Below are 25,835 nucleotides of genomic sequence, written 5' to 3' on the forward strand. Positions count from 1 at the left end.
CCACGCAAGGCCCGCGCAGATCGCGCCGCCCGCCACGACGGGACGCGGACCGAAGCGGTCGACGAGCCATCCTTCGATGGGCACGAGCCATGTCTCCGTGAGAATGAAGATCGAGAACGCAAGCTGAATCGATGCTTCGCCCCAGTGGTGCCGCGCGTTCATCGGCGCGACGAAGAGCGTCCATGCGTATTGAAGATTAGCGACCAGCGCCATGCACAGCATGCCGATGACCAGCTGACACCAACGGTTCGCCAAAAAACCGCTTCCCGTCGCCTGTCGGGTGATTCCATTCATGAGCATCGTCTCCGCTTCGTATATTTTCGATGCCGACAGCGTCATCAGGAACGCGCCGCCTGGCATCCGCCTTACTGGTTTTCTTCTACCCGGCGTTGGGTGACTTTCGACAGACCTGTGTAGTTAACCATTCAAACAGGTTGCGGTCTTTACATTTTTATTCCAACGGCCTGCGGATTTTCCCGAATGCAATGCACATCCAAGTGCGAATACACGCGTTAACCCTTAATCAAACTGCCTTCCGGGCGAACCCATGCTAAGGGCGCGCGCCGGATCGCGAATAATTAAAGTAATTTATCGAATGTATTCGCCATCGTTTATGGATGCGACAGCTTGGGACGCGCAGGCGGGCTTGCCGGTTGGCAATGAGGGAAGATGCGGACATCCGCGCTAAGGATGTCCGCTGTAGGGAATCAGTTGAACGCGCGCGGCGCGCTCAATCGAGAAAATCGCAATTGGCCTCGATGAACGCGGCGAGATCGAGCGAGTGCTGGCGCACGAGGCGCTCGGCGAGTTCCGTATCACGCTTTTCGAGCGCCTCGATGATCCGCAAATGATCGACGATCGAGCGCGACGCGCGGTCGCTCTGCGAAATCGTCATGCGGCGAATGGCGCGCACGTGGATGAAGATGTTCTTGATCGTGTCGAGAATGATCTGCGACTTCGACAACTCCACGATTGCCTGGTGGAATGCGATGTTCGCATCCGAGTACTCGGCGATATGCTCGGCGGGCGTCGAGTCGCGGAACTGATCGAACATGTGGCGCAGGTTCGCGATCTCCTCGTCGGTCGCATGCAACGTGGCGAGACGCGCGGCCATGCTTTCGAGCGCGGCCCACATCTGCACCATCTCGACGATTTCGCGCTTGCTCTTGCGCACGATGTAGATGCCGCGCCGCGGTATCGTGCGCACGAAGCCTTCCTGTTCGAGCAGCGTCATCGCCTCGCGCACGGGCGTGCGGCTCACGCCCAGCGATTCGCTCAACGCGCGGTCGTCGAGGCGAATCTCTTCGCGCGACGCGTAGATGTCGGCGTCGGCGATCGCCTGGCGCAGCATCGCGTACGCACGGTCCCGCAGGCTCGCGCTGGTCCCGATAGGTTGCAATGACAGGGTGAACGGCGTGGCCGCTGGCTGGCTGTCAAGTTCTGACGACATGCATCGCCTCTGATCCGGTCGGTGTGCTGTGAACACCGTAGGTTGGTTCGAGCGGCCCAATGCACCCTATGCGCCGCGCCCCTGTCCGCGCTGGCGTTGTGCTGACTTCATCGTCACGCGGACCATATTCAGTATATCAGCGTGTGAGATATTGGCGACGACCGCCGCATCTGGACTTGCGCCAGCCGCCGCTTTCCGCTCAAGCGGCGCCTATGGATTGAGAACCGTCGATGCCGCGCTCGTGACAGCCGCCGTCAGCGCTTCGGGCACCGCCACCGCCCGCGGCGCCTCATGTACCACGGTACCGCATCGCAACTGGCCGTTATCGTTGGATTCGAGCTCGGCGGCATTCAGGTTCGCGCACGCGGCCACGACGATCGTGCCGATGTCGTGGCGGTTGCGCTCCCGCGCGGCATGCTTCATTTCGCCCTGGAGCCAGCCGCTGAAACTGAAGACAGCAAATACAGCAACGGCTAAAAGTACTGATTCGATCTTGGTCAAGCGCATCTTCGTTATTGCTTTGCATAGGGACGGCCAGTCTCGTTATCGGCAGTTGCACGGAAAGCTTGAATCCGCGTGGCGAGAACTTGCGAAACGCAGCCGAAGATTTTCCATTTAGAAGCCGCCCGGGCATCGTCACGAAATGCGCGCTGTCTTTTGTGCAAATTGCGTTTGGCCAATCGTCTTGGTGTTATTCGAAGCGATCCCTGATGTTCGTTGGCGGCTTGCCGGCTGCTCCAATCCCGCAAACAACAACCGCGGCTTGCGCTCGTGATCGAAAACGCCTGAACGCGCGAGCCGCTTTCGCAGTCCTTTGGAGGGCGTCATGACTATTGAGCCTGAAAGCTTCCGCGACCAGTTCGTCTCGCTGTTTCAGTCCGCTGTCGATCAGGTCGTGCGCAACACGACGCCCTCTTCCGGCCTCGCGTCGCGGCCGGGCATGGACAATGCGCTCGTCAGCGCGGCGGCGGAGATCGCCTCGCTGAAGGCGAAAGGCGCGGCGTCAGTGCCCGACGCGCCGCCGGGAGCCATCGCCCAGGACGCGTGGACCTGCGCGAAGATGGGCCTCGAACTGATGGAAGCGCGCGCTCGCGGCGACACGGCCACCGCCGACAGCATCCAGAACGACATCCGCTACAACGTGTGCGACCCCGCCTGGTTCAAGGTGATCGAAAGCTATATGCAGTACTTCGGCCCGGACGGCTCGCGGGCGAAGATCCCTTATCGGCACGCGGCCGACATCGGCCCCGTGACGGTTCCGCTCAAGGCCGGCGCGACCGTCGCGCTGATCGCCGACTGGGGCACGGGCACCGACGTCGCCGTGAGCCTGCTGAAAGAGGCCGCGCTGCAAAACCCGGACGTCGTGATTCATCTCGGCGACATCTACTACTCGGGCACGCCGCAGGAATGCGATGCGAACTTCCGGAACATCGTCGACACGGTGCTCTCGCGCAATACGAAGGACGTACCCGTCTACACGTTGTCCGGCAATCACGATATGTACTCGGGCGGCGCGGGCTATTACGGACTGATCGACACGCTCAACGATCATGCACGCCGCCAGCCCGCCAGCTTCTTCTGTCTGCGCAACGACGACTGGCAGTTCATCGCGATGGACACGGGCCTGCATGACTACAATCCGTTCACCGTCAACGACGTCGTGACCTTCGTCGAAAAGGACGAAGAAGACTGGATCACCGAACGCATCGCCGAGTTCAGCGGCAAGACGATTCTGCTCTCGCATCACCAGTTGTTTTCCGCGCTGTCGCAGATCGGCCCGCTACAGGCCAACGGCAAGCTCACTGCGTACAACCCGCGCCTGCTCGCGAGCTTTCAGCGTTTCTCGCAGGCAGCGAAGCAACCGATCGCCGCGTGGTTCTGGGGGCATGAGCACAACCTGAGCGTCTACCAGCCGTACCTCGAACTGAAATGCGGCCGCTGCATCGGACACGGCGCAGTGCCCGTGCTCATCAACGGGCCGGAGAATGCGCCGGACCCGCGCATCGTCAATCCGCCCGCGCTACAAAACGTGTTGCTGGGCGCGGCGAACAAGGTCTATACGCACGGCTTTACGATCGTGCGTCTCGGACAGGGCGCGCAAAAAGGCGTCGCGTCGGCGCAGTACTACCAGAACACCGACGGCACTCAACCCATGTACACGGAGCCGCTCTGACGCTTCGGTCGCTCACACGTCGACGATCACCTGAAAGCCGCCGTAAATCAGCCGCTTGCCGTCGAACGGCATCGGCAGCGTGTCGGGTTGAAGACGCGAATCGGCCATGACTTTCTTCATGCCGTCGTCGCGCGCCGCGCGCGACGGCCACACCACCCACGAAAACACCACCACTTCGCCGGGCTCGCGCTTGACGGCCATCGGAAACGATGTGAGCTTGCCTTCCGGCACGTCGTCGCCCCAGCACTCGACTACGTTCGATGCGCCGTATTCCTTGAAGACCTCGGCCGCTATTTGCGCATGTCGTTGGTAGATGTCGCGATCATCCGCTTTTACGGCAACGACGAATCCGTCCACATAATTCATTGCGATCTCCCATACCCAGTCAGTTCCATGCAACCCAATTCAGACCCGGGCATAAAACCCTCCTCTACCCGGTTCTACACAGACGACGAACGACGCGACAGCGAATCGACAGGGTTGGCAAAGTTTTTTATGTTCGAGCACGCACCCGCGGCGCGCGATGCGTCGTGACATAATCTGCGCACCCTTCATCACACGTTTAACCATGTCGAGCCGGTTCCATCGGAAGATTGGCAGCATCCTCGGATTGCTCGCGATCCTGATGGCGACGCTCGCGCCCACGGTCTCGCAAGCCATTGCAGCGAGCCGGGGCGCTTACGATCCCGCCGCCGCGCTGTGCTCGACGCACACGGCCAGTCCCGCCGACCTTCGCGAAGACGACGCCAGCGACGCCCATACGCTTGCGTCGCACTGGCATGCATGCGGCTATTGCAGCCTGCTCGCCCACACGCCCGTGCTGCCCGTCGCGCCGCCCGCCTTCGCGGTGACCGTCGCCGCGATCGCGCACCGTGTCGAGACGCGCTTCGAAAGCGTCGCGCTCATCGCGCCGTTCAAGGCCGCGCAGCCGCGCGCGCCGCCCGTTCATCTCTGAGTCGAACTGCGTTCCGGCGGCCCCGCGCGCGGCGTCGCCTGTTTCGCGCTTGCCGCTGCGCGATGCGCAAGCGGCCCACGCGCGCTCGCGCGCCCGCACGCTCAGGATGAACTTATGCAACCCACACCCGCAAGACGCGGCACGCGGCGGCTCGCCCGCTGCGCCGCCGCAGCCCTCGCAGCCTTCCTTTTTCCAGCGCTTTCTCACGCGCATTCGATTGCGGGCGACCGCGTCTTTCCCGCGACGATGGCCATCGACGACCCCGGCGTCGGTGACGAACTCAATCTGCAATACGGCCATCAACGCGTGCCCGGCGACGATGGCGACCAGAGCGTCAACACGTTCAGCTTTGAATACGACAAGCTGATTACGCCGCGGCTCGCGGTATCGATCGAAGGTGCGTACGTCGGGCAGAACAACCCGACCGCGCATGGCTTCGACAACTTCGGCGTCGGGCTCAAATATCTGTTGTACGTGAACGAGGCGCACGAGTTCATGACGTCGGTGGGCGTCAACGCGGACCTGGGCGGCACGGGCAGTCACGCGATCGGCGAGAGCTTTTCGACCATCTCGCCGTCGATCTTCGCGGGAAAGGGCTTCGGCGATCTGCCCGACTCGCTCGCGTATCTGCGCCCTGTCGCGATCACGGCGGAAGTCGGCCCCTCCTTCACGACGGGCTCGGGCCAGCCGAATGCGTTCAACTACGGCTTCACGGTGCAATACAGCCTGCCCTATCTGCAACAGCACGTCCACGATGCCGGGCTGCCGCAGCCGTTCGCGAACCTGATTCCGATCGTGGAAATTCCGCTGTCGCGCAGCCAGGGGCAAACTACGGGCACGGTGAATCCCGGCTTCATCTGGATCAACCGCTATGGGCAACTCGGCATCGAAGCGCAGATTCCCGTCAATCGCGCGAGCGGCTCACGCGTCGGCGTGCTCGTGCAGGCGCACATCTTCTTCGACGACATCGCGCCCACGACGATCGGCAAGCCGCTTTTCCCATAACGAGAGCATCGCGATGAACACAATACGACGCATCACGACGGGCGCATTGACATTGGCGCTGTCATTGGCATTGACGGCGGCGCCGCTCGCCGCCCTCGCCCATGTGTTTCCGCAGAAGCAGGAGCCCGGCGCGGGCACGACAGTGGAAGCGCCCGCGAAAGTGACGATCACTTTCGACGGTCCGCTGGAGCCGGCCTTCAGTTCGTTGACGGTCACCAACGCATCGGGCACGCAGGTGAATACTGCAAAGTCAGGCATCGATGCGCATCAGCCGAACGTCGAATCCGTTGCGCTGCCCGCTTTGCCCGCGGGCAAGTACATCGTTCATTGGGTAGCCGTGGCGCCGGACGGTCATCGCACGCACGGCGACTATGCGTTCAACGTGAAGTGACACGCAGCGGCGCGCGTCGATGGCTCACGCGGCGCGCGCCGCACGCGCCCCGGCCGCGCGCGGCAGTTCCAGCCGGCGCGGCCACGCCGCCATCATGCGGACGGCAACGGGCGGCTTGCTGAGAATCGCGCTGTCGTAGCGCTTGCCGTCGAAACGATGGGTTATCGACGATGCGAAAGCCTTGCACACGATAGAACGCGACCCGATGCGCAGCGGGCTCGGGCGTATCGAGCGCGAGCTCGGCAAAGCCGCGCGTCGCGGCCCAATGCTCGGCGAGCGTCAGCAGCGACTTGTCGATGCCGCGCCGCTGCCAGCTGGACCGCTCTGATGCGTCGCAAGAAAAAATGTCGTAAAAGACGGCTCGATCATGTAGCGACCCCGGCATCGAACGGCGAGCCGCCCCGCGTTGCCCGAGAGCCGTGATACTGTCGCTACAACAGGTCTTTGCGTTTGCCTCTACGTCTCAACCTGCTACGGAGTTTGCGTGAAGAATCCGCTGATTACCGGCTTCGTGCTCGTCGCGTTCGATGTGCTGATCTGGCGTTGCGCGATACCCAAAAACGAAGTCGCGCGGCTGCTGGTGCGCCTGTGCATCTATGCGGCCTTCAGCGCGCTGCTGTTCAGTGCGGGGCTGAGCCCGTTTTCGCAGGCGCCGTTCGCCGATTCGACGGTGCTGCATGTGCTCGGCCAGGTGCTCGAGATCATCTGGTGGCTGATGGGCGCGCGCCTGCTCAGCCTCGCGCTCGACACGCTGCTGTTGCCGAAGACCTGGCGCCGTCAACGGCTCTTTCAGGATGTCTTCGGCGCGCTCGTCTTTCTGGCCGCGATCGTCGCCGCGCTCGCGTTCGTGCTCGAGTTGCCCGTGCGCGGACTCGTCGCGACATCGGGCGCGCTCGCCATCGTCCTCGGCCTCGCGATCCAGAGCACGCTCAGCGACGTCTTCGCCGGCATCGTGATCAACACAACGGAGCCGTATCACATCGGCAACTGGGTTTCCATCGACGGCGTCGAAGGCAAGGTGCTGGAGATGAACTGGCGCGCGACGCATCTGCTCACCTCGCAGGGCAACATCGTGATCGTGCCGAACGCGGTCGCGGCCAAGGCGAAGATCACGAACAGCAGCCGTCCGCCGTTGCTGCACGGCGTCACGGTCACGCTCGAAATCACCCCCGAAGCGCGTCCGGGTGTCGTGCTCGGCGCGCTTGAACGGGCGCTCGCCGGCGTGCGCGCCGTGATCGCCGACCCGGCGCCGTTTGCGCTCGTGAAGAGAACCACCGTCACGTCGATCCAGTACGAAGCCACCGCATACGTCGACGACATGAGCAAGAAGCTCGCGGTCACCAACGAACTCTACGATCTGTGTTACCGGCACCTCGCGGCAGCGGGCGTCGAGCTCAAGCCGCTCGGCGTCGGCTACGCGCCTGGCGCGCCGGCGCCACAGGCCGATCCGAAAGTCGGCCTGCTGCGGCGCGTCGAGCTGTTCGCCGCGCTGTCGTCCGACGAACTGCAGCAACTGGCCCCGCTGCTCTCGCGCCGCGAGTTCGAACGCGGTGAAACTGTGATCACGCCGGACACGGTCCCCGACCATCTGACCATCGTCGATTCGGGCGTACTGTCGGTCGTGGCGCAAGACGCGTCGGGCCCCGTCGAAGTGACGCGTCTCGGCCCCGGCGATTCGTTGGGCGAGATCGGCCTGCTGGCGGGGATGCCCGCGCGCGTGACGATTTCGGCGCTCACGCACGCCGCCGTCTACCAGTTGCAGAAGGACGATTTGACGCCGCTGCTCAAGGACAAGCCCGAGGTGGCGAAGCTGATGTGCCGGATGATGTCGCGCCGCGAGGACACGCTCGGCAAGCTCGGCACGCCGACACCCGTCGCGCAATCGGAGCAATCGATCTTTCAATGGCTGCTGGACGGCATGCGCAAGCTCCACGATCTGACCTTTTGAACCTCACGACAGATACAGCCTCCCTTATGAAGATCACTGAACGTCTTGCGCAACTCGGCATCGAGTTGCCCATGCCCATCGCGCCGCTCGGCACGTACCGCACCGTTTCCGTTTCGGGCAATCAGGTGTATGTGTCGGGACTCGCCGCGTTCGAAAACGGCCAGCCCATCGTCGGCTTGGTCGGCGACGACATCACGCTCGAACGCGCGCAACGCGCCGCGCGGCTGACGATGCTGCTGATTCTCGCGAGCGTCGATAAAGAGTGCGGACTCGATACCATCGAACGCTGCACACGTCTGACCGTCTATGTGCGCGCCGTCGCTTCGTTCACGCAGCATCCGCTAATCGCGAACGGCGCGAGCGACCTGCTGCGCGATCTGTTCGGCGCGGACAAGCTGCCGGCGCGCAGCGCGCTCGGCGTGCATACGCTGCCCAGAGGCATCCCCGTGGAGATCGACAGCATCTTCGAGCTGAAACGCTGAAGCGCTCAAAGCAGCCGTGCGCGGCTCGAACCGGGCCGCGCGGAACCCGCCTATACTGCGTCGATCGACGGGCGTTCGCTCCGAATGCCCCGCCTTCCTGCCGTGCAACCGGAGATCCATGCAGCCCACCGACAGCCGCGTCCTGCCCGCGCTCGAATGCCGCGCGTTGAGCAAGGCGTACGACGTGAAGCGCGTCGTGCTCGACCGCCTCGACTTCGCGCTCGGCGCCGGCGAATTCGTTGCCGTCATGGGCGACTCGGGCGTCGGCAAATCGACGCTGCTGAATCTGATCGCTGGCCTCGACCGCGCGGATAGCGGCGACGTGCTGATCGACGGCACGCCCATCTCGACGCTCGACGACGACGCCGCCACGCGCCTGCGTCGGCAGAAACTCGGTTTTGTGTTTCAGGCGTTTCATGTGCTGCCGCATCTGACGCTCGCGCAAAACGTCGCGCTGCCGCTGCTGCTCAACAACCTCGCGACAGCTCGCGTCGAAACGCTGCTCGCGGCCGTCGGGCTCGAAGGGCGCGGCAACGACCTGCCGCGCCAGCTATCGGGCGGCGAACTGCAGCGCGTCGCCATCGCACGCGCGCTGGTGCACCGTCCGACGCTGATTCTCGCCGACGAGCCGACAGGCAACCTCGATCCCGACACCGCGCATGAAGTTCTGATGCTGCTGCGCGACGAAACGAAGGCAAACGGCGCGGCAACGATCATGGTCACGCACTCGGAGGCAGCCGCAGCCGTCGCCGACCGCGTGCTCGTGCTGAGTGGCGGCAAGCTGCACGCAAGCGGCTTTGGCCCGCCGCACGCGCTGCGCTCTTCGCATGAATGACGCCGCGCTCGACGCAAACCCGCGCGGCGCGCGCGGCGGTCTGCGCGCGCTGACGCGCTGGCTGCTCGCGGCCGAATGGCGCAGCCACAAGGGCCGAGCGCTGATCGCGATCGCGACCATCGCGCTGGGCGTCGCGCTCGGCTACGCGGTGCAGCTGATCAACAGCGCGGCGTTCAATGAGTTCTCGGCGGCGGCGCGCAGTCTGTCGGGCGAAGCGGACTTGCAGGTGCGCGGCGCGCAGCCGACGTTCGACGAACGCGCGTATGCGCAGCTCGCGACGCAATCCGGTGTCGCGCTCGCGAGCCCCGTGCTCGAACTCGACGTGACCGTGCCGAACCGCAGCGCGCCGCTGAAAGTGCTCGGCATCGACGTGTTCCGCGCAAGCCGGATCGCGCCGGACCTGACGGGCGTGACGGACAGCGACCGCCCCTTCGATGCCCTCGCCGACGACGCGATCTTTCTCTCGCCCGCCGCCCGCGCCTGGCTCGGCGCGCGCGTGGGCGACACGGTGACGCTGCGTAGCGGGACGTCGGATGTGCGCTTGCGCGTCGCGGGCGGCATCGTGCGCGCCCGGCCGGGGCAGCGCATCGCGGTGATGGATATCGCCGCCGCGCAGTGGCGCTTCGGGCGCGTCGGCAAGCTGTCCCGCGTCGATCTCTTGCTTGCGCGCGGCGTCGATCGCGAGCGCTTCAGGCGCGCTTTGCAGGCACAGCTCGGCGGCCGCTTCGCCGTCGGCGAGACGCATGACATCGAAGCACGCACCGACCGGCTCTCGCGCGCGTACCGGATCAACATGAACGTGCTCGCGCTCGTCGCGCTATTCACGGGCGCGTTTCTCGTGTTCTCGACGCAGGCGCTCGGCGTCGTGCGCCGGCGCGCGCAGTTCGCGATGCTGCGCGTGCTCGGCCTCACGCGCGCGCAACTGCTGCGGCAAATCCTGCTCGAAGGCGCATTGCTCGGCACGCTCGGCGCGATCGCGGGCATCGCGCTCGGCTTCGCGCTTGCGTCCCTCGTGCTGCGCTTTTTCGGCAGCGATCTCGGCGGCGGCTATTTTCCGGGCGTTCAACCGACCGTCGGTTTCGAGCCCGTCGCCAGCGCGATGTTTCTGGCGCTCGGCATCGGCGTGTCGCTGCTCGGCAGCCTCGTGCCCGCGCTCGAAGCCGCGCGCGCCCACCCCGCGCCCGCGCTGAAGGCGGGCGGCGAGGAAGCCGCGCTCGGCAAGCTGTCGACGCCCTGGCCCGCGCTCGCATGCGTCGCGGCGGGCGCGGCGTTGACGCAAGCACCGCCCGTCTTCGATGTGCCCGTCGCCGGCTATCTCGCCGTCGCGCTGCTGCTGATCGGCGGCATTGCGCTGATGCCGCGCGTGACGTCGATGCTGTTTCGCTTCCTGTCCCGCGCGCGCGACAAACGGCGCGGCTCGCCCGTGAGCGCGCTCGCGCTGGCGCGGCTCGCGAACGCGCCGGGGCAGGCGTCGATTGCGATGGGCGGCGTGCTGTCGAGCTTTACGCTGATCGTCGCGATGGCGATCATGGTGGCGAGCTTTCGCGTGTCGGTGGAGGACTGGCTTGCGCATCTGCTGTCGGCCGATGTCTATGTGCGCGTCGCGCCCAACGGCGACACGGGCGGGCTGAACCTGCAGCAACAGGCGCTGATCGCAGCGGCGCCCGGCATCCGGCGTGCGGCGTTCGCGCGCACGTCGCAGCTGACGCTCAATCCGTCGCGGCCCCCCGTCGCGCTGCTCGCGCGCGAAATCGATGCCGCCGACCCGGGCGCCAATCTGCAGATCACCGGCTCGATACTGCCGCCCGCCGCGTTGCACGACGGCGAAACGCCCGTCTGGGCTTCCGAGGCGATGGTCGATCTGTACGGCTATCGCGTCGGCCAACGGCTCACGCTGCCCATCGGCGAGCGTCGCGCAACGTTCGTCGTCGCAGGCATCTGGCGCGACTATGTGCGGCAGACGGGCGCGCTGGAAATCCGTCTTGCCGACTATCGGCGTCTCACGGGCGACACCAGTGCGACCGATGCCGCGCTCACGCTCGATCACGGCATGAGCGCCACGCAAGCAATCGACGCGTTGCGCACGCTGCCCTTCGCGAGCGCGCTCGACTTCTCGCAACCCGGCGATATCCGCGCGCGCACGCTGACGATCTTCGACCGCAGTTTCGCCGTGACCTATCTGCTGGAGGCCGTCGCCATCGTGATCGGGCTGTTCGGCGTCGCGGCGACGTTCTCCGCGCAGACACTGTCGCGTTCGCGTGAATTCGGCATGCTTCGCCATGTCGGCGTGACGCGCGGGCAGATTCTCGCGCTGCTCGCGATGGAAGGCGGACTGCTGACGGCGCTCGGCATCGCGATGGGCTGCGTGCTCGGTTTTGTGATCAGCCTGATACTCGTGTTCGTCGTCAATCCGCAGTCGTTTCACTGGAGCATGTCGCTGCACGTGCCGTGGACACTGCTCTCGGTGCTGGCGCTCGTGATGCTGGCATCGTCGTGCACGACGGCCGTGGCGGCGGGCCGCCGGGCGGTATCCGTCGATGCCGTGCGCGCCGTCCGGGAGGACTGGTGATGCCGCTGATAACGGTCGCGCGGATTGCCCGTCTGCTCCTGCTCGCGCCGCTCGTGTGTTTTTCGCACGCGTTCGCCGCCGGGCCGCAGTTCGCGGCCGTGTCGCCGGACAAGCCGATCGTGTGGCCGCGCGACAGCGGTGCGCATCCCACGTTTCGCACCGAATGGTGGTACGCGACAGGCTGGCTGGATACACCCGACCACCAGCCGCTCGGCTTCCAGATCACGTTCTTCCGCTCGGCGACAGGTCATCCCGCGAACGACCCCAGCGCGTTCGCGCCGACGCAACTGATCATCGCGCACGCCGCGCTCAGCGATCCGGCGTTCGGCCACCTCATCCACGATCAGAAGATCGCGCGGCAAGGCTTCGGCCTCGCCTATGCGAAACCGGACAACACCGACGTGCGGCTCGATACATGGCGCATGGTCCGCGCACCGGACGGCCATTACGACGTCACCGCCGATGCCGCCGGCTTCGCGCTGCATCTGATCTTCACGCCGACGCAAGCGCCGCTCATACAAGGCGCCGATGGCTATTCGCGCAAAGGACCGCTGCCGGAACAGGCGAGCTACTACTACAGCGAGCCGCAGTTGCGCGTGACAGGCAGCGTCACGCGTCCGTCAGCCGAAGGCAAGAGCAGCGCGCCCACGCCCGTCACGGGCAGCGCCTGGCTCGATCACGAATGGTCGAGCACGCTGCTCGCCGCCGATGCCGTCGGCTGGGACTGGCTCGGCGCGAACCTGGCGGACGGCGCCGCGCTGATGGCGTTCAAGGTGCGCGGTACCGACGGGCGCGCTGTCTGGGCGCATGCCGCGCTGCGCGAAGCCGATGGCCGCGTCACGCAATACGGCGCCGCTGACGTCGATTTCGAGCCGACCCGCCGATGGCGCTCGCCGCGCACGAACACGGAATACCCGATCGCGGCCGTCGTCAGGACGGGCGACATGCGCTGGCAACTGACACCATTGCTCGACGATCAGGAACTCGATTCGCGTGAATCGGCGGGCGCGCTGTATTGGGAAGGCGCTGTTACCGTCAGCCGCGACGGGCGCCCAGCGGGACGCGGCTACCTCGAACTGACGGGCTACGGCAAGAAATTGACGCTAGAAACGCGCTAAGCCCCGCCCCTACCCGGCTTTCAGGGTTAACCCTGATTCTGGAAAAGTGACTTCCAGCCGATGGTCTTAATCTTAAGAGACTACTTACCTACACTACCTCCTACCGAATGCGAACAGGGCTGTTCGCAAAGTCAAAAGTAAAGTTGGAGGTTAATCATGAAATCGCTGATCAAGGCCGTTGCCATCGCTGCTGTTCTCGCTGTGCCCGCTGTGTCGTTCGCTCAGGCAAACCAGCCTGTGACGCGCGCTCAGGTCCGCGCTGAACTGGTTCAACTGGAAAAGGCCGGCTATCGTCCGGGCGCAAGCACGGAAGCGCATTACCCCGATGAACTGCTCGCCGCACAGGCACGCGTGAACGCGCAAAACGGCGCGGCGAGCGGCTACGGCGGTGTCGCGAATGGTGCGTCGCAAGCGGGTAGCCCGCGCGTGTCGGCTGCAGACTGGAACGCGATGTACGGCCGTCCGTAAGCGACGGCATAAGATCAACGACTGGGACGGGCGGCCCGTGATGGCTGTCGCCCGCCGTTCCGTCAGTGGGTCGAGATTGCTTGATCCTGCCCGCGGACATTTCGTATAGCGTCGTGTTTTTTAAGCTGTCTCGGGCAACGCATCATGTGTAACGGCGACAACCGCCGATTACTTCGTGCCCGCCGTCCCCGTCGCCGGCGCGATTCGCCACACTGCGTTGCCGACGTCGTCGGCCACCAGCAGCGCGCCGCGCGCATCGAGCGCGACGCCTACGGGCCGCCCGAACGCGTGGCCATCCGGCGACAGAAACCCGGTCAGGAAATCTTCCGGCCCGCCCGACGGCTGGCCGTTCTGAAACGGCACGAAGATCACCTTGTAGCCCGCAAACGGCTTCCTGTTCCACGAGCCATGCTGTCCGACGAACGCGCCGCCCCGATAGCGGTTCGGGAACAGCTTGCCGTCGTAGAACACCAGTCCGAGCGACGCCGTATGATTGCCGAGCGCGTAATCGGGCGCAATCGCGCGTCCGACCAGGCTCGCGTCCTGCGGCTTCACGCGCGCATCGACATGCTGTCCGTAGTAGCTGAACGGAAAGCCGTAGAACCCGCCGTCCTTCACCGACGTCATGTAGTCCGGCACGAGGTTGTTGCCCAACTCGTCGCGCTCGTTCACCGCCGTCCACAGCACGCCCGTATCCGGTTGCCACGACATCCCGTTCGGATTGCGCAGCCCCGTCGCGTATGCACGCATCGTGCCGCTCGCAATATCGAATTCGAGGATGCGCGCGCGGTCCGCTTCCGCTTCGATACCGTTCTCGCCCGCGTTGCTGTTCGAACCGACGGTGATGTATAAACGCCTGCCGTCGCGGCTCGCGAGGATGTTCTTCGTCCAGTGATGGTTGATCGGACCAGCGGGCAGATCGGCGACCTTCGCGCCCTGCGATGCGATGCGGGTTTCGCCCGTCACGTAGTCGAAGCGCAACAGCGCGTCGGTATCCGCGACGTACAGTTGATTGCCGATCAGCGCCATGCCGAACGGCGAATGCAGCCGCTCGATAAACACGCTCTGCGTTTCGGCGATGCCGTCGTTATCCGCGTCACGCAGCAGCACGATGCGGTCGGGGCTCGGCACGCCCGCGCCCGCCCGCTTCTGGAACTGCTTCGTGATCCAGCCGACGAGTCCGCGTCCCTTGTCGTGCGACTCGGGCGTGTTGCTCTCGGCCACCAGCACGTCGCCGTTCGGCAGCGTATAGAGCCAGCGTGGATGCTGCAGACCCGCTGCGAACGGCGTCACCGAAAAACCCGGCGGCGCAATCGGATGCATGCCGGCCGGGCGCGGTTCGACGGACGCGACGTGGATGGTCGGCACAAGTGACTGGTCGGGCGCTGGCAGCGTCGGCGACGGGCCGAAGCTCGCCTCCTCCGGCGCCGTCGATGCCGCGGCGCAGGCGGCGAGCGGCACGACAAGCATCGCGATCAGCACGGTGTGAACGCGCATGGCGCCTCCGGCGGGGCAATGAGATGCAGACGATACTTGGGCAGCAAGCGTCTTGCCCGGTGCGCACTATCCACAGATTTTGTTGAGAGGCTTGTGGAAAAGCTTGGGGCAGAACAGCTAAGTCGTTGACGCGGCTAGCATTGCTCGCGGCGGCGCGGCGCGCGTCAACGAAGCCGGGGGTGCGTGGGTTTTCGCGTCGTTGCTGCACGTCGAACGTATGAGTTATTGTCCACAGATTTTGTTGGCAAGCCTGTGAGTATCCTGGGCACGGCATGCGCAAGTCGTTGATGCGATTGCAATTGATCTCCGTGCGTGAGGTGCGGCCGTGTCGCGGCGTGGCGACTCGCGAGCGGCAATCAGGCACGCTTGTCCACAGATTTTGTTCGAAAGCCTGTGAGTATCCTGCGCAAGACTTCGGCAAGTCATTGACGCGATTCAGTTTGCCGACGGTGCACCCGCAATCGGGTCACGCGTGTGCCCGCCGTTATCCACAGTTTTTGTTCGTAACCCTGTGGACAACGCCAGCACTCGTCACGCATCTCCCTGACGCGGCACGACTTTCCCCGCCGGTCCAACCGCGCGCCAATTCGCGCTACTCATGCGCGTGCACGCGCTCACGCACGCCTTCGAGCCGCTCCCGCACGAACCGCACGTGCTCGCGCAGCACGTAGAAACCGTCGGCATAGGCGAGCGGCATCCGCAACGTGTTCAGCGAGGCTTCGATCTTGTCGAGCTCCATCAGCAATTTGCCGCGCTCCTCGGCGGACGCGACGCGCATCGCCTCGCGCTCGATGCGGATCAGCAAGCCGTAATAGCGGTAGATCCGCGAGCGCACGCGCCAGCTGAACAACGCCGGAATCAGCCGCAACGTCGGAAACAGCAGCACGGCGAGCGGCAGTAGCAGCAGCAGCAAACGGTCGATGACGGTCGCGAGCCAGAACGGGAGCGTGCGGTACAGGAAGCTCTTGCCGGACTTGTAGTAGCGGGTCGCGTCTTCGCTGATCCGGTATTCGTGCACCGTCGGATTCGGGAACTGCCCCGCCGTTTGCAGAAGACCCGCCATGCCGTGCACTTCCTGCGCTGCCTCGATCAGGAGATCGGAAATGGCGGGATGCAGATTCGAACGCGCGACCAGCTCGACGGTCGGGCTGATCAGATGCACCGTCTCGGGCGGGAGCCGGCGGCGCAGGTCGAGCACGCCTGGCGGCAGATCGAGTTCGTCGAGGTAGGGAAATCTGCGCGTATAGGCGCTCGCTTCCGCGAAGTTCATCACGGAAATGCCGGGAATGCCGAGCATGCGCAACATCATCGCGCGCGTGGTCGAGTCGCCGCTCAGTAGCGCTGCGTCGACCTGGTTGGAGACGAGCGCCGTCGCGGCATCGAGTCCATCGAGCGGCAACAGCGTCGTGTCGCCGCCCGGCATGATGCCGTTCGCTTCGAGCAGCGAGAGCGCCAGCATCCGGGTGCCGCTGCCCTCGCGGCCGATGGCGATACGCTTGCCGTCGAGGTCCGATAGCTGCGTCATGCCCCGGCCCCGGTAGAACACGATCATCGGCACATAAGAGACGCTGCCGAGCGACATCAGCGACGACGTATCCCGTCCGTCCGCCACGCCGCCCTGCACCAGCGCGAGATCGACCTTCTGTTTCGGGTCGAGCAGCCGCGCGAGATTCTGAACCGAGCCGTCCGACTCCAGCACGTTGAGCTTCACGCCGTTGCGCGCGAGGATCTTTCGATATTCCTGCGCATACAGCATGAACGAGCTGTCACGCGTCCCGGCGCTGATCGTGATGGAGCGCGGCGGCGCGGGATCGACGAGCCACACCACGAGCACGACGAGCACGGAGAAAAACACCAGGAATGGCAGCGACGTCCACGCCAGATCGCGCCACACGGTATGCGCGTGGGCGCGAAGGAACCGCGGAGTATGCGGACGAAAACCTTTCATGATTCGGGCTCGCCTCCGTTGTGCGCCATCGTCCATCGTAGCCGTCTCAGGCCCTTCTGGGGAGCGTCCCGGAAACAGGCTGCCGCGCGAGAATGCGGCCTTGCGCGCCGCATTCGTCGCACCCGCCGGCCCCGTAAAACTGCCGCCCATCACGAAATCGCGCCAGGCACTTGCGCGATCGAAACTGTGTCTCTATAATTCGCGCCTTCGCTAGGCTCGTAGCTCAGCTGGTTAGAGCACCACCTTGACATGGTGGGGGTCGTTGGTTCGAGTCCAATCGAGCCTACCAACGAATACATGAAGTACAAAAAAGCGGCAAGCATCGGATGCTTGCCGCTTTTTTGCGTTCCGGGTCCGCGCGACTGGTGCGTGCTTTCCGGCGCGACCCACCTAATTCGCGTCCAAACAAAAGAGCCGAGGAACGATTCAGTCCTTCGGCTCTTTTTACGACGGCAGCGCGCTCGATCGCGCGATGCCTCGATGCGCGTTCGCGCTGTTCAGCGCGACATCATGTTCATGCTGACGTTATGCATGACCCACACCGTACCGAACACCAGGAACATCGCGGCGAGAACGGTATACGCGAGCGCGAGCGTGTTCCAGCGCTGCCCGGAGGTCGACACGCTCATGTGCAGGAAGAACACCAGATGCACGACGATCTGCACGACGGCAAGCGCAGCCAGCGCGAACGGCGCCGACGCGGCGGGCAGCCAGCCCTGCATCACGATGCCGAATGCCGCCGCCGTCAGCACCACGGCCAGCACGAAGCCGACCACATATCCGCCGATACCGCCGTGTCCCGCTTCGGCGGGCAGCGCATGGGATTCCGAGTGAGCCATTTAGAGCACGCTCCCGAGATAGACAAAAGTGAACACGCAAATCCACACGACGTCGAGGAAGTGCCAGAAGAGGCTCAGGCACGTCAGACGCGTGATCTCGCGCTGCGTCAGTTGGGGTGCGCGAGCCACCTGCACGGCGAGCACGGCCATCCATATCAGTCCCGTCGCCACATGCAGCCCGTGTGTGCCGACCAGCACGAAAAACGACGAAAGGAACGCGCTGCGCGACGGCCCCGCGCCTTCCGCGATCAGATGGGAAAACTCGCTCAGTTCCAGCTTCAGGAACACGATACCGAGCACGAACGTGACCGCGAGCCACATCAGCACGGCACGCGTGTTTTGCCGGCGCGCGGCGACCATCGCGAAGCCATATGTGATGCTGCTCAGAAGCAGCGCGGCCGTTTCGACGGCAACACCTGGAATGTCGAACAGATCCTTGCCCGTCGGCCCGGCGTTGAACTGATGCGCCATCACGGCGAACACAGCGAACAGCGACGCGAACAGCACGCAGTCGGTCATCAGGTACAACCAGAAGCCGAACACCGAATGCGATTCGCCATGATGGCCGTGGCCGTCGACCTCGTCCAAAGTTGCGGCGTGGACTCTTTGAAGCATCACTCGACCTCCGCGAGCGCCGGCGACGCTTCCAGATGCTTCGGAAGCGGTGCGCGGCCTTTGTTTTCAATTCCCCGCACCACGTCGGCGGGAATGTAGTAACCCTCGTCGCGGCCGAAGCTACGGCCGATCACCGTCGCCGCAATCGCCACCATCGAAACGATCGCGAGCCACCAGATGTGCCACACGGCTGCAAAACCGAGTGCGAGGCTGAACAGGCCGATGAAAAAGCCTGCGCCCGTATTCGACGGCATGTGAATCTCGCGGTAGTCCGCGTGTACGCCGAGACCGCGGCCCGTTTCCTTCATGTGCGAGAACGCATCGAGTTCCTCGACGACGGGAATGGTCGCGAAGTTATAGACGGGGGGTGGCGACGAAATCGACCATTCGAGCGTGCGCCCGCCCCACGGATCGCCCGTCGTGTCGCGATACTCGGGCTCGTTGCGCTTGATGATGCTGACCACCACCTGCACGACCTGGAACACGACGCCCACCGCGATCAGCGCGACGCCACATGCCGCGACGATCATGTACGGCTGCCATGCCGGATTGTCGTAATGGTTCAGACGGCGCGTCGCGCCCATGAAGCCGAGCACGTAGAGCGGCATGAACGCGACATAGAAGCCGACGAACCAGCACCAGAATGCGCTCTTGCCGAGCTTGTCGTTCAACTTGAAGCCGAACGCCTTCGGGAACCAGTAGCTAAAGCCGGCCAGATAGCCGAACACCACGCCGCCGATAATCGCGTTGTGGAAATGCGCGATCAGGAACAGGCTGTTGTGCAGCACGAAGTCCGCGCCGGGAATCGCCATCATCACGCCCGTCATGCCGCCGATCGTGAACGTGACCATGAAGCCGAGCGTCCACAGCACGGGTGCCGTGAATTCGAGGCGTCCGCGATAGATCGTGAACAGCCAGTTGAAGATCTTCACGCCCGTCGGAATTGCGATGATCATCGTCGCGATGCCGAAGAACGCATTGACGTCAGCACCCGAGCCCATCGTGAAGAAGTGGTGCGCCCACACGAGGAACGCCAGCACCATGATCGCGCACGACGCGTATACCATCGTCTTGTAGCCGAACAGCGGCTTCTTCGCGAACGTCGAGATCACTTCCGAATAGATGCCGAACGCTGGCAGAACCAGGATGTAGACCTCAGGGTGTCCCCATGCCCAGATCAGGTTCAGATACAGCATCGCGTTGCCGCCGGCTTCGTTCGTAAAGAAGTGCATGTCCATGTAACGGTCGAGGCCGAGCAGCGCGAGCGCCACCGTCAGGATCGGGAACGTCGCCATGATCAGTACGTTCGAGCACAACGCCGTCCACGTAAACACGGGCATCTTCATCAGCGTCATGCCGGGCGCGCGCATCTTCACGATCGTGACGAAGAAGTTGATCGCCGTAATCAGCGTGCCGACGCCCGACAACTCCAGCGCCCAGATGTAGTAATCGACGCCCACGCCCGGACTGAACTGCAACTCGGACAGCGGCGGATACGCGAGCCAGCCCACCTGCGCGAACTCGCCGATCACGAGCGAAATGTTCATCAGGATCGCGCTGATCGCCGTCATCCAGAACGACAACGAGTTCAGGAACGGGAACGCGACGTCGCGCGCGCCGATTTGCAACGGCACGACAATGTTGAACAGACCCACCATCAATGCCATCGCCATGAAGAAAATCATGATGACGCCGTGCGCGGTGAAGATCTGGTCGTAGTGATGCGGCGGCAGATAGCCTGCCGCGCCGCCGCTCGCAAGCGCGAGCTGCAGTCGCATCATCACGGCGTCGGCGAAGCCGCGCAGCAGCATCAGCACGGCCACGACGATATACATCACGCCGATTCGCTTGTGATCGACCGATGTGAGCCATTCGGTCCAAAGCCACCGCCACTTGTGCGCGCGCGTCAGGAATACGGCGACGGCCAGAACGATCAGCCCCATCACGGCGCCCGCGCCCATGATGATCGGCTGGTCGAACGGAATCGCCTCTAATGTCAGGTTGCCGAACATGCGTTACTCCTTCGAAGCGTTCGTGATGCAGTTGGCGTCACGGAAATCGACGACATGACCGCTGTTGTATTTCGCAATGACGTTGCCAAAGAGCTTCGGATCGACCGAAGAGAAATAGCGCACGGGCTCTTTCTCGCTCGGCTTCGCGACCGAGTAGTAGCGGTCCATGTCGAGCCGGTCCTGCGACGCCTTGACCTTCTGCACCCAGCCGTCGAAGTCGACCTGGCTAACGGCGAGGGTGCGGAACTTCATGTCCGAAAAGCCCTTGCCGCTGAAGTTCGCTGACACGCCCGCGTAATCGCCCGGCTCGTCCGCGATCAGATGCACGCGCGTCTGCATGCCCGCCATTGCGTAGACCTGCGTACCCAGTTGCGGGATGAAGAACGAGTTCATCACCGAGTCCGACGTGATGTGGAAATTGACGGGCGTGCCAACAGGCATCGCCAACTGGTTCACCGACGCGATGCCGAGATCCGGGTAGATGAAAAGCCATTTCCAGTCGAGCGCCACGACCTCGACATCGATCGGCTTGACGTTCGATTCGAGCGGCCGGTAGGGATCGAGCTCGTGCGTGGTTTTCCACGTCAGGACGGCGAGAAACAGGATGATCAGCGCGGGTATCGTCCACACGACCACTTCGATCGCGGTGGAGTGCGCCCACTTCGGCGCGTAGGCCGCGTTCCTGTTCGACGCGCGGTAGCGCCACGCAAAGAACAGCGTCAACAGAATGACGGGAATGACGACGATCAGCATCGCCCAGGTCGCCGTTGCGATCAGCGACTTCTCGGCGACCCCGACGCTGCCTTTCGGGTCGAGCACCTCGAGTTGACATCCCGTAAGACACGCGGCGAGACCCAGGCCGACAGCGCCGAGGCAACCTCTCGATAGTAAAGTTCTTTTGACTGACATGTTTGCCCAATAATCGTTGAACCACGCTTTGCACGTGTGGGGTTTGCAAGGCAAAGTGCACAAGTCCTATGTGCTCCGCGATTCTAGGGACGCGCTGTGATCGCAGTCCTGATCTCCGTCAAGGACACGGCAGGAAGGATGGTGATAGGTGTGCGGCGGGATGTCACATGCCCGACTGCGGGGTCGACTGCTGGCGAGTTGTCGGCGGGTTACGGGCCAGTTGTCGGCCCGGTTCTGGGCCGCCCGAGTTCCGCAAACCCGGGCGGCAACGACGACTGCAACGACTATGCTTGCTGCCCTTCCTGCGTGTCGCCCGCGTCGTTCTGCTTCTTGCGGTCGATCAGTTCTTCGAGTGCTTCCGCGCCCTTGAACCCCGCCACGGCGGCCACGCCCTTCGCCAGCAGCGACGCGTTCGGGTCCGCCTTCTCCAGTGCCTCGACGGCAGCCGCCGCGCCCGCGATCTCGCCCAACGTATCCAGAATGCTCATCGTGGCTCCCTCAGTTCGTCAGATCGGCGGGCAGCTTGCCGCCGTTGGCTGCGAGCGCCGTCATCAGCTGCTTGTGCAGCCAGATGTTCATCGAAGCAGAATCGTTCATGTCGCCGCCGTACTTCAGTTCACCGGCGAGCTGCTTGCGGTGATCGAGGCTGCTGTCGACGTCGAGCAGCTTCATCAGGTCGACGATCGAGCGGCGCCAGTCCAGCTGTTGCGCGTTTGCGGCCGCGAGCTGATCCATGACTGCCGCGACATCGACGTCGACGAGTGCCGTCGAAACGGGCGCGCTCGCTTCGTTGGCGGGCGCGTCGGCGGCCGCCGGCGCGGGCGCGACGGGCTCGGCGGACAGCGTTTCGGCGGGCTTGGCCTTGCCGAAGATCTTGCTGACGATGGTTCCAAAGATGCTCATATTGCTGGTCCTTCCTTTCAGGTGAATTGAAAGATGCTGCACAGCGCGGTCACCATGCCGAACCTCCGGAAACAGGACGGCGCCGTTCCCGACTAACGCCGCCTGATATGAACCGTTGACCATCGTCTGTTCTGTGCCGCAAGTTTCACGCTTGTTTGCACTCCAGCGCATGGATACGACACCTTCCCGTCAAATTTTGCAAAATACGCATTCCTGATTAGCTTGTAACTTCTATTCGATAAAGAATCTTGGGCGGGAGCGCCTGTCTTCACTTTTCGTCTGGCACACGACGAATCGGCTGTCGCTCGTGAAAGACCATTCAAACCTCTCCTACCAAGACACCACAATCATGAAAAAACTGTTCACCGTCGCCGCCTGCGCCGTATCCCTGTCAATGCTCGCCGCCTGCTCAGGGCTCGATCGCCAGAAAGAAGAAGCGCTGAACCAGAAAGCGGGCATCGAGGTCACGCAAGTTAAGGACGGCGTGCAGGTCCGCCTGCCCGAGAAAGTTCTGTTCAACTTCAACGAATCGGGTCTGCGTTCCGACTCTGGTCCGGCTATCAGCCGCGTCGTCGTCGTGTTGAGCCGCACGCAAAAGCCAATGATCGTCGAAGGTCATACGGACAACGTGGGAACACGCGAATACAACCAGACATTGTCTGAGGCGCGCGCGAAATCGGTTGCAGATGAACTGGAACATCGCGGCATCAACGCATCACGGATCACGCTGAAGGGCTTCGCGTTCGATCGTCCTGTCGCGGACAACACCACGGCCGAAGGCCGTGCGCGCAATCGCCGCACCGAGATCGTCGTCAGGGGCGAATCGCTCGAAGCTGTGATGGGCAAGTAACGCAACATCGCGTTTCGGCAGACGCCGCGCGGAGTCGCCGGCGCCTGCTTTTCGTTCTTTATCGCAGGTGTGTTTCGCATTGGTTGGCGGATGCGTAAAGAACCGTCAAAAACGCTAGACGGCGAACGCCCGATGTCAACGCTAATTTTTCGAGACCGTTAGAACTCGCTCCTGTCCAGACTCGTCGCTTATCGTGCTATCCCTTCGTCATTTTGGAATACTGGGAATTTTCGCCCTGTTCACTGCCTGTGCGCAGATTCCGGCCGAACATCAGGCGTCGAATGTGGCGAGAGCCGTCGTGGAATCGCCGCAAGCATTCGCTGCCTCGAACGTTACGGCGGGCGACGCGAGCGCAACGCCCGCCGCAAGCATGTTCCGATCCGCCCGTAGAGCGCTGGAATCGGGCAACGCGTCATGGTACGCAGCAAAGTTCCAGGGACGCCGAACCGCGAGCGGAGAACACTTCGACGGCCGCGCGCTGACGGCCGCTCATCGCACCCTTCCGCTTGGCACTTACGTGCGCGTCACTTCGCTGGCGACCGCGAAGTCAGTCGTGGTTCGCATCAACGACCGCGGCCCGTTCGTGAAGAATCGCATCATCGATCTGTCTTACGCAGCAGCGCATACATTGGGATTGACGCGCGCGCCGTCGATGCGCGTACAGATCGAGCGGCTCGAAGCATCGACGGGTGGAAAGACAGAGACTGACGGACCGGAATCTTGATCCGCGCGACGTCGCATTTGCATGCGCGCTCGATGCGGCGTATCCGGCGCTGGCTGGACAGCCGCCGCTTCCGCCTCAGTGTCGTGATGGCGGGATGCACGCTCATTCCCTTCTCCGCTGACGCATTCGCGGCTCATAGCGACTTGAAGCCGCGCATTATCGTGCCCGTGCCGACCAGCGCCGTCATCGCGCTTCGGAAGCCTTCCGCAGAAGGCAGCACGAAGCCGAAAAGCCGGCCGGCGGCGCATAGGAACCGCCGCAAGAGCAAGAAGACGCGTCGTCCTGATATTTTCTATCGCTGGTCAGCCGAACAGTTGATGCTCGGCGGCGTCAACCCGTCTCAGATCGGCAAGGAAGCAAGCGGCGTCAACGGAAAGTCGGTCAATGGCAGCGCGGCTTCCAACAGACAGAAGCCGCACGGGCCGCGGGACAACTCGTAAACCTTCACGCCGACCGGTCGCCGAACCTCACGACATCGAGAAGCGTCTTCTTCTTATCCTGATAGTGATAGAGCGTGATCGCGCCTTCCTTCATGTCACCATGCGCATCGAATGCGACATGGCCGATGACGCCGTTGTAGTCCGTCGCGGGCATCGCTTCGAGTACCTTCGCAGCGTCCGTGGAGTGAGCCCGCTTCATCGCGTCGGCGACGACGTAGACGGCGTCGTAAGCGAACGGCGCATTGAACAGAATCGGGCCATTGAAGCGTGCTTCGAAGCGCTTCTCGAACTCCAGACCCTTCGGCATCCGCGCGATGGCCAAGCTCGCCTCAGAACAAATCAGATTGTTCACTGCGTCACCCGCCAACTCCGCTACTTTCTCGGTGCATGCCCCGTCGCCGCTCATCACCTTCGCATTCAATCCGAGCGCGGCCGCCTGGCGAATGAACGGACCGACGGTCGAATCCATTCCGCCGAACATCACCACGTCCGGATGTGCGCTCTTGATCGTGGTGAGAATGGCGCGGAAATCGGTGGCCTTGTCGGTCGTCGCCTCGCGCGCGACGATGTGGCCGCCGCCCGCCTGCACGGCTTTGGCGAATTCGTCGGCGAGACCTTTTCCGTACGCGGTCGCGTCGTCAACGACGGCAATAGACTTCGCGTTCAGCGACTTGAGGGCGTAGCCGCCCAACGCGGGTCCCTGCTGCGCGTCCGTCGCGACGACGCGATACGTGCTTTTGTAGCCTTGTTTCGTGTAGTCGGGGTTGGTCGACGACGGCGAAATCTCGACGATTCCGGCGTCATTGTAAATGCGGGAGGCGGGAATCGACACGCCCGAGTTCAGATGACCGATCACCGCCACCACATGCTCGTCGACGAACTTCTGTGCGATCTGCGTGCCCGCTTTGGGATCGGCGCCATCGTCCTCGCCGTCCAGTTCGAGGCGCACCTTGCGGCCGCCGATCTCAAGCCCCGCCTTGTTGATTTCTTCCACGGCGAGCCGCGCGCCGTTTTCGTTGTCCTTGCCGAGATGGGCGCTGCCGCCCGTCAGCGGACCCGCGTGACCGATCTTCACGACCTCTTCGGCTGCGTCGCCATTGGCTTGCGCGTCGGATTGCGATGGCTGTTCCTTCCTGTTGCAGCCCGTCAGCACGAGGCTTGTCAATGAAATGCTGACCAGCGTCAGTTTTGCCAGATTGTTCAACGGCGTTCTCCTCTTTGAATTCCCATTGGAATGCGGCTTACCACAGCGTTTTTTATATTTGCATTCCGAATTAATTATTAAAAACGTTAGCATAGGGAATCGCTCCGCACTGTAATTATTCGTCAATGCGCTTACCGGAAAGATGAGCCGCGAAGCCGACGCTCAACAGCCGAGGTGAGGTTCACCCGCGTTGCGCTCGCGTTGAACGGTATATGGCTTGACAGGCGAGTGATGACCCGCCCGATGGCGTCAGCAACGCAATCTATAGCGCGACGCCTGGTAGTGCTGCCCTTGCTTCGGGGACCTCGATTCCCCAGTCGCCCACTGTGTACCAGTCGTCGTCAAGCAACTCGACCGGGTGTTGAGTCCGGCCGGACCCATTGCCGCATCGCATGGAATCGGCGGTGCAGTAATGATCACATCCCCAGCAAATTCGCTCGGGGTGCTTCGGATGCAACGGAAATCTCTTCGCCATGTCGCGTTCAGTCATATAGGCCGGC

General features: G+C 63.4%; 27 protein-coding genes, 1 tRNA gene and 1 pseudogene. 14 read left to right on the forward strand and 15 right to left on the reverse strand.

What is annotated here, in order from left to right; all coding sequences use genetic code 11:
* The 3 genes from J8I87_RS07630 to J8I87_RS07640 all read right to left on the reverse strand — a co-directional run.
* Positions 1 to 294, reverse strand: a 294-nt coding sequence (locus J8I87_RS07630) for an MFS transporter (RefSeq protein ID WP_209930845.1), incomplete at its 3' end; no start/stop codon positions are given.
* Positions 295 to 730: 436 nt separating this feature from the next.
* On the reverse strand, positions 731 to 1,450 hold the full coding sequence (locus tag J8I87_RS07635) for a GntR family transcriptional regulator (RefSeq protein ID WP_209930846.1): 720 nt from the start codon (positions 1,448 to 1,450) through the stop codon (positions 731 to 733).
* A 210-nt stretch (positions 1,451 to 1,660) separates the two neighbouring features.
* Positions 1,661 to 1,957: a hypothetical protein gene (locus J8I87_RS07640; RefSeq protein WP_209930847.1), complete on the reverse strand. Its 297-nt coding sequence runs from the start codon at positions 1,955 to 1,957 to the stop codon at positions 1,661 to 1,663.
* Between the two features lie 319 nt (positions 1,958 to 2,276).
* Here J8I87_RS07640 and J8I87_RS07645 point away from each other — a divergent pair, with 319 nt between their 5' ends.
* Entirely contained in the window at positions 2,277 to 3,623 is a 1,347-nt protein-coding gene (locus tag J8I87_RS07645; RefSeq protein ID WP_209930848.1) for a metallophosphoesterase, read from the forward strand.
* A gap of 12 nt (positions 3,624 to 3,635) precedes the next feature.
* On the opposite strand, the gene J8I87_RS07650 is transcribed toward J8I87_RS07645, so the two are convergent.
* Positions 3,636 to 3,989: a DUF1428 domain-containing protein gene (locus J8I87_RS07650; RefSeq protein WP_209930849.1), complete on the reverse strand. Its 354-nt coding sequence runs from the start codon at positions 3,987 to 3,989 to the stop codon at positions 3,636 to 3,638.
* 202 nt (positions 3,990 to 4,191) lie between these two features.
* Here J8I87_RS07650 and J8I87_RS07655 point away from each other — a divergent pair, with 202 nt between their 5' ends.
* The 3 genes from J8I87_RS07655 to J8I87_RS07665 all read left to right on the forward strand — a co-directional run bounded on the left by J8I87_RS07655 (position 4,192) and on the right by J8I87_RS07665 (position 5,974).
* Complete coding sequence (locus J8I87_RS07655) at positions 4,192 to 4,578, forward strand: DUF2946 domain-containing protein (protein WP_209930850.1); 387 nt, start codon at positions 4,192 to 4,194, stop codon at positions 4,576 to 4,578.
* A 114-nt stretch (positions 4,579 to 4,692) separates the two neighbouring features.
* Positions 4,693 to 5,583, forward strand: coding sequence for a hypothetical protein (locus J8I87_RS07660; protein ID WP_209930851.1), 891 nt, complete (start codon positions 4,693 to 4,695; stop codon positions 5,581 to 5,583).
* A gap of 13 nt (positions 5,584 to 5,596) precedes the next feature.
* A complete protein-coding gene (locus J8I87_RS07665) occupies positions 5,597 to 5,974 on the forward strand; it encodes a copper resistance protein CopC (protein ID WP_209930852.1) in 378 nt (125 codons plus the stop codon).
* A 24-nt stretch (positions 5,975 to 5,998) separates the two neighbouring features.
* Here the strand turns inward: J8I87_RS07665 and J8I87_RS07670 are convergent.
* A pseudogene (locus J8I87_RS07670) lies at positions 5,999 to 6,290 on the reverse strand (GNAT family N-acetyltransferase); the annotation flags it as partial.
* Between the two features lie 168 nt (positions 6,291 to 6,458).
* On the opposite strand from J8I87_RS07670, the gene J8I87_RS07675 reads away from it, so the two are divergent.
* The 6 genes from J8I87_RS07675 (at position 6,459) to J8I87_RS07700 (ending at position 13,394) form a co-directional block, all read left to right on the forward strand.
* Positions 6,459 to 7,922 (forward strand): mechanosensitive ion channel family protein, encoded by a 1,464-nt coding sequence (locus J8I87_RS07675; protein ID WP_209930853.1) that lies wholly within the window; start codon positions 6,459 to 6,461, stop codon positions 7,920 to 7,922.
* A 26-nt stretch (positions 7,923 to 7,948) separates the two neighbouring features.
* Positions 7,949 to 8,404: a RidA family protein gene (locus J8I87_RS07680; protein ID WP_209930854.1), complete on the forward strand. Its 456-nt coding sequence runs from the start codon at positions 7,949 to 7,951 to the stop codon at positions 8,402 to 8,404.
* 118 nt (positions 8,405 to 8,522) lie between these two features.
* Entirely contained in the window at positions 8,523 to 9,239 is a 717-nt protein-coding gene (locus tag J8I87_RS07685; RefSeq protein ID WP_209930855.1) for an ABC transporter ATP-binding protein, read from the forward strand.
* The gene (locus J8I87_RS07690; protein WP_209930856.1) at positions 9,232 to 11,808 is read left to right on the forward strand and encodes an FtsX-like permease family protein; all 2,577 of its coding nucleotides are present in this window, start codon (positions 9,232 to 9,234) and stop codon (positions 11,806 to 11,808) included. Before J8I87_RS07685 ends, J8I87_RS07690 begins: the two co-directional genes overlap by 8 nt.
* Positions 11,808 to 12,926 carry a carotenoid 1,2-hydratase gene (locus J8I87_RS07695; protein WP_209930857.1) on the forward strand — a complete coding sequence of 373 codons (1,119 nt, stop codon included), beginning with the start codon at positions 11,808 to 11,810 and terminating at the stop codon, positions 12,924 to 12,926. The genes J8I87_RS07690 and J8I87_RS07695 overlap by 1 nt, the downstream gene beginning before the upstream one ends.
* Before the next feature lie 156 nt (positions 12,927 to 13,082).
* Positions 13,083 to 13,394: a DUF4148 domain-containing protein gene (locus tag J8I87_RS07700; protein WP_209930858.1), complete on the forward strand. Its 312-nt coding sequence runs from the start codon at positions 13,083 to 13,085 to the stop codon at positions 13,392 to 13,394.
* A gap of 168 nt (positions 13,395 to 13,562) precedes the next feature.
* Here the strand turns inward: J8I87_RS07700 and J8I87_RS07705 are convergent, their stop codons facing one another.
* Both J8I87_RS07705 and J8I87_RS07710 read right to left on the reverse strand, forming a co-directional pair.
* On the reverse strand, positions 13,563 to 14,891 hold the full coding sequence (locus tag J8I87_RS07705; RefSeq protein ID WP_209930859.1) for a sorbosone dehydrogenase family protein: 1,329 nt from the start codon (positions 14,889 to 14,891) through the stop codon (positions 13,563 to 13,565).
* 592 nt (positions 14,892 to 15,483) lie between these two features.
* Positions 15,484 to 16,839: a TAXI family TRAP transporter solute-binding subunit gene (locus J8I87_RS07710; RefSeq protein ID WP_209930860.1), complete on the reverse strand. Its 1,356-nt coding sequence runs from the start codon at positions 16,837 to 16,839 to the stop codon at positions 15,484 to 15,486.
* 212 nt (positions 16,840 to 17,051) lie between these two features.
* Between J8I87_RS07710 and J8I87_RS07715 the strand changes: the two genes are divergently transcribed.
* A tRNA-Val gene (locus J8I87_RS07715) sits at positions 17,052 to 17,128 on the forward strand.
* Positions 17,129 to 17,336: 208 nt separating this feature from the next.
* Here the strand turns inward: J8I87_RS07715 and cyoD are convergent.
* From cyoD to J8I87_RS07745, 6 genes are all read right to left on the reverse strand, one after another.
* Positions 17,337 to 17,678 carry a cytochrome o ubiquinol oxidase subunit IV gene (cyoD, locus tag J8I87_RS07720; RefSeq protein ID WP_209930861.1) on the reverse strand — a complete coding sequence of 114 codons (342 nt, stop codon included), beginning with the start codon at positions 17,676 to 17,678 and terminating at the stop codon, positions 17,337 to 17,339.
* Positions 17,679 to 18,293 (reverse strand): cytochrome o ubiquinol oxidase subunit III, encoded by a 615-nt coding sequence (gene cyoC, locus J8I87_RS07725; protein ID WP_245253778.1) that lies wholly within the window; start codon positions 18,291 to 18,293, stop codon positions 17,679 to 17,681. It abuts the gene before it with no gap.
* Positions 18,293 to 20,305: a cytochrome o ubiquinol oxidase subunit I gene (gene cyoB, locus J8I87_RS07730; protein ID WP_209930862.1), complete on the reverse strand. Its 2,013-nt coding sequence runs from the start codon at positions 20,303 to 20,305 to the stop codon at positions 18,293 to 18,295. The genes cyoC and cyoB overlap by 1 nt, the downstream gene beginning before the upstream one ends.
* Before the next feature lie 3 nt (positions 20,306 to 20,308).
* Complete coding sequence (gene cyoA, locus J8I87_RS07735) at positions 20,309 to 21,214, reverse strand: ubiquinol oxidase subunit II (RefSeq protein WP_209930863.1); 906 nt, start codon at positions 21,212 to 21,214, stop codon at positions 20,309 to 20,311.
* A 284-nt stretch (positions 21,215 to 21,498) separates the two neighbouring features.
* Positions 21,499 to 21,702, reverse strand: coding sequence for a hypothetical protein (locus tag J8I87_RS07740; RefSeq protein WP_209930864.1), 204 nt, complete (start codon positions 21,700 to 21,702; stop codon positions 21,499 to 21,501).
* 10 nt (positions 21,703 to 21,712) lie between these two features.
* The gene (locus tag J8I87_RS07745) at positions 21,713 to 22,117 is read right to left on the reverse strand and encodes a DUF3597 domain-containing protein (protein WP_209930865.1); all 405 of its coding nucleotides are present in this window, start codon (positions 22,115 to 22,117) and stop codon (positions 21,713 to 21,715) included.
* A 349-nt stretch (positions 22,118 to 22,466) separates the two neighbouring features.
* Between J8I87_RS07745 and J8I87_RS07750 the strand changes: the two genes are divergently transcribed.
* The 3 genes from J8I87_RS07750 (at position 22,467) to J8I87_RS07760 (ending at position 24,131) form a co-directional block, all read left to right on the forward strand.
* Positions 22,467 to 22,967 carry an OmpA family protein gene (locus J8I87_RS07750; protein WP_209930866.1) on the forward strand — a complete coding sequence of 167 codons (501 nt, stop codon included), beginning with the start codon at positions 22,467 to 22,469 and terminating at the stop codon, positions 22,965 to 22,967.
* 298 nt (positions 22,968 to 23,265) lie between these two features.
* Complete coding sequence (locus J8I87_RS07755) at positions 23,266 to 23,691, forward strand: septal ring lytic transglycosylase RlpA family protein (protein WP_409518728.1); 426 nt, start codon at positions 23,266 to 23,268, stop codon at positions 23,689 to 23,691.
* Positions 23,688 to 24,131: a hypothetical protein gene (locus J8I87_RS07760; RefSeq protein WP_209930867.1), complete on the forward strand. Its 444-nt coding sequence runs from the start codon at positions 23,688 to 23,690 to the stop codon at positions 24,129 to 24,131. Before J8I87_RS07755 ends, J8I87_RS07760 begins: the two co-directional genes overlap by 4 nt.
* Positions 24,132 to 24,135: 4 nt before the next feature.
* Here J8I87_RS07760 and J8I87_RS07765 read toward each other — a convergent pair whose 3' ends face one another.
* Positions 24,136 to 25,335: a branched-chain amino acid ABC transporter substrate-binding protein gene (locus tag J8I87_RS07765; protein ID WP_209930868.1), complete on the reverse strand. Its 1,200-nt coding sequence runs from the start codon at positions 25,333 to 25,335 to the stop codon at positions 24,136 to 24,138.
* Between the two features lie 262 nt (positions 25,336 to 25,597).
* A complete protein-coding gene (locus tag J8I87_RS07770; RefSeq protein WP_209931027.1) occupies positions 25,598 to 25,810 on the reverse strand; it encodes a DUF3079 domain-containing protein in 213 nt (70 codons plus the stop codon).
* Between the last annotated feature and the right edge of the window lie 25 nt (positions 25,811 to 25,835).

It is taken from the genome of Paraburkholderia sp. LEh10, from assembly GCF_017814945.1.
Lineage (GTDB): Bacteria > Pseudomonadota > Gammaproteobacteria > Burkholderiales > Burkholderiaceae > Paraburkholderia.

Excerpts from the sequence above, each read along its gene's own strand:
- J8I87_RS07635 (WP_209930846.1), bottom strand. The coding sequence starts at position 1,450 with ATGTCGTCAGAACTTGACAGCCAGCCAGCGGCCACGCCGTTCACCCTG.
- J8I87_RS07640 (WP_209930847.1), bottom strand. The coding sequence starts at position 1,957 with ATGCGCTTGACCAAGATCGAATCAGTACTTTTAGCCGTTGCTGTATTT.
- J8I87_RS07645 (WP_209930848.1), top strand. The coding sequence starts at position 2,277 with ATGACTATTGAGCCTGAAAGCTTCCGCGACCAGTTCGTCTCGCTGTTT.
- J8I87_RS07650 (WP_209930849.1), bottom strand. The coding sequence starts at position 3,989 with ATGAATTATGTGGACGGATTCGTCGTTGCCGTAAAAGCGGATGATCGC.
- J8I87_RS07655 (WP_209930850.1), top strand. The coding sequence starts at position 4,192 with ATGTCGAGCCGGTTCCATCGGAAGATTGGCAGCATCCTCGGATTGCTC.
- J8I87_RS07660 (WP_209930851.1), top strand. The coding sequence starts at position 4,693 with ATGCAACCCACACCCGCAAGACGCGGCACGCGGCGGCTCGCCCGCTGC.
- J8I87_RS07665 (WP_209930852.1), top strand. The coding sequence starts at position 5,597 with ATGAACACAATACGACGCATCACGACGGGCGCATTGACATTGGCGCTG.
- J8I87_RS07680 (WP_209930854.1), top strand. The coding sequence starts at position 7,949 with ATGAAGATCACTGAACGTCTTGCGCAACTCGGCATCGAGTTGCCCATG.
- J8I87_RS07685 (WP_209930855.1), top strand. The coding sequence starts at position 8,523 with ATGCAGCCCACCGACAGCCGCGTCCTGCCCGCGCTCGAATGCCGCGCG.
- J8I87_RS07690 (WP_209930856.1), top strand. The coding sequence starts at position 9,232 with ATGAATGACGCCGCGCTCGACGCAAACCCGCGCGGCGCGCGCGGCGGT.
- J8I87_RS07695 (WP_209930857.1), top strand. The coding sequence starts at position 11,808 with ATGCCGCTGATAACGGTCGCGCGGATTGCCCGTCTGCTCCTGCTCGCG.
- J8I87_RS07700 (WP_209930858.1), top strand. The coding sequence starts at position 13,083 with ATGAAATCGCTGATCAAGGCCGTTGCCATCGCTGCTGTTCTCGCTGTG.
- J8I87_RS07705 (WP_209930859.1), bottom strand. The coding sequence starts at position 14,891 with ATGCGCGTTCACACCGTGCTGATCGCGATGCTTGTCGTGCCGCTCGCC.
- J8I87_RS07710 (WP_209930860.1), bottom strand. The coding sequence starts at position 16,839 with ATGAAAGGTTTTCGTCCGCATACTCCGCGGTTCCTTCGCGCCCACGCG.
- cyoD (WP_209930861.1), bottom strand. The coding sequence starts at position 17,678 with ATGGCTCACTCGGAATCCCATGCGCTGCCCGCCGAAGCGGGACACGGC.
- cyoC (WP_245253778.1), bottom strand. The coding sequence starts at position 18,293 with ATGCTTCAAAGAGTCCACGCCGCAACTTTGGACGAGGTCGACGGCCAC.
- cyoB (WP_209930862.1), bottom strand. The coding sequence starts at position 20,305 with ATGTTCGGCAACCTGACATTAGAGGCGATTCCGTTCGACCAGCCGATC.
- cyoA (WP_209930863.1), bottom strand. The coding sequence starts at position 21,214 with ATGTCAGTCAAAAGAACTTTACTATCGAGAGGTTGCCTCGGCGCTGTC.
- J8I87_RS07740 (WP_209930864.1), bottom strand. The coding sequence starts at position 21,702 with ATGAGCATTCTGGATACGTTGGGCGAGATCGCGGGCGCGGCGGCTGCC.
- J8I87_RS07745 (WP_209930865.1), bottom strand. The coding sequence starts at position 22,117 with ATGAGCATCTTTGGAACCATCGTCAGCAAGATCTTCGGCAAGGCCAAG.
- J8I87_RS07750 (WP_209930866.1), top strand. The coding sequence starts at position 22,467 with ATGAAAAAACTGTTCACCGTCGCCGCCTGCGCCGTATCCCTGTCAATG.
- J8I87_RS07770 (WP_209931027.1), bottom strand. The coding sequence starts at position 25,810 with ATGGCGAAGAGATTTCCGTTGCATCCGAAGCACCCCGAGCGAATTTGC.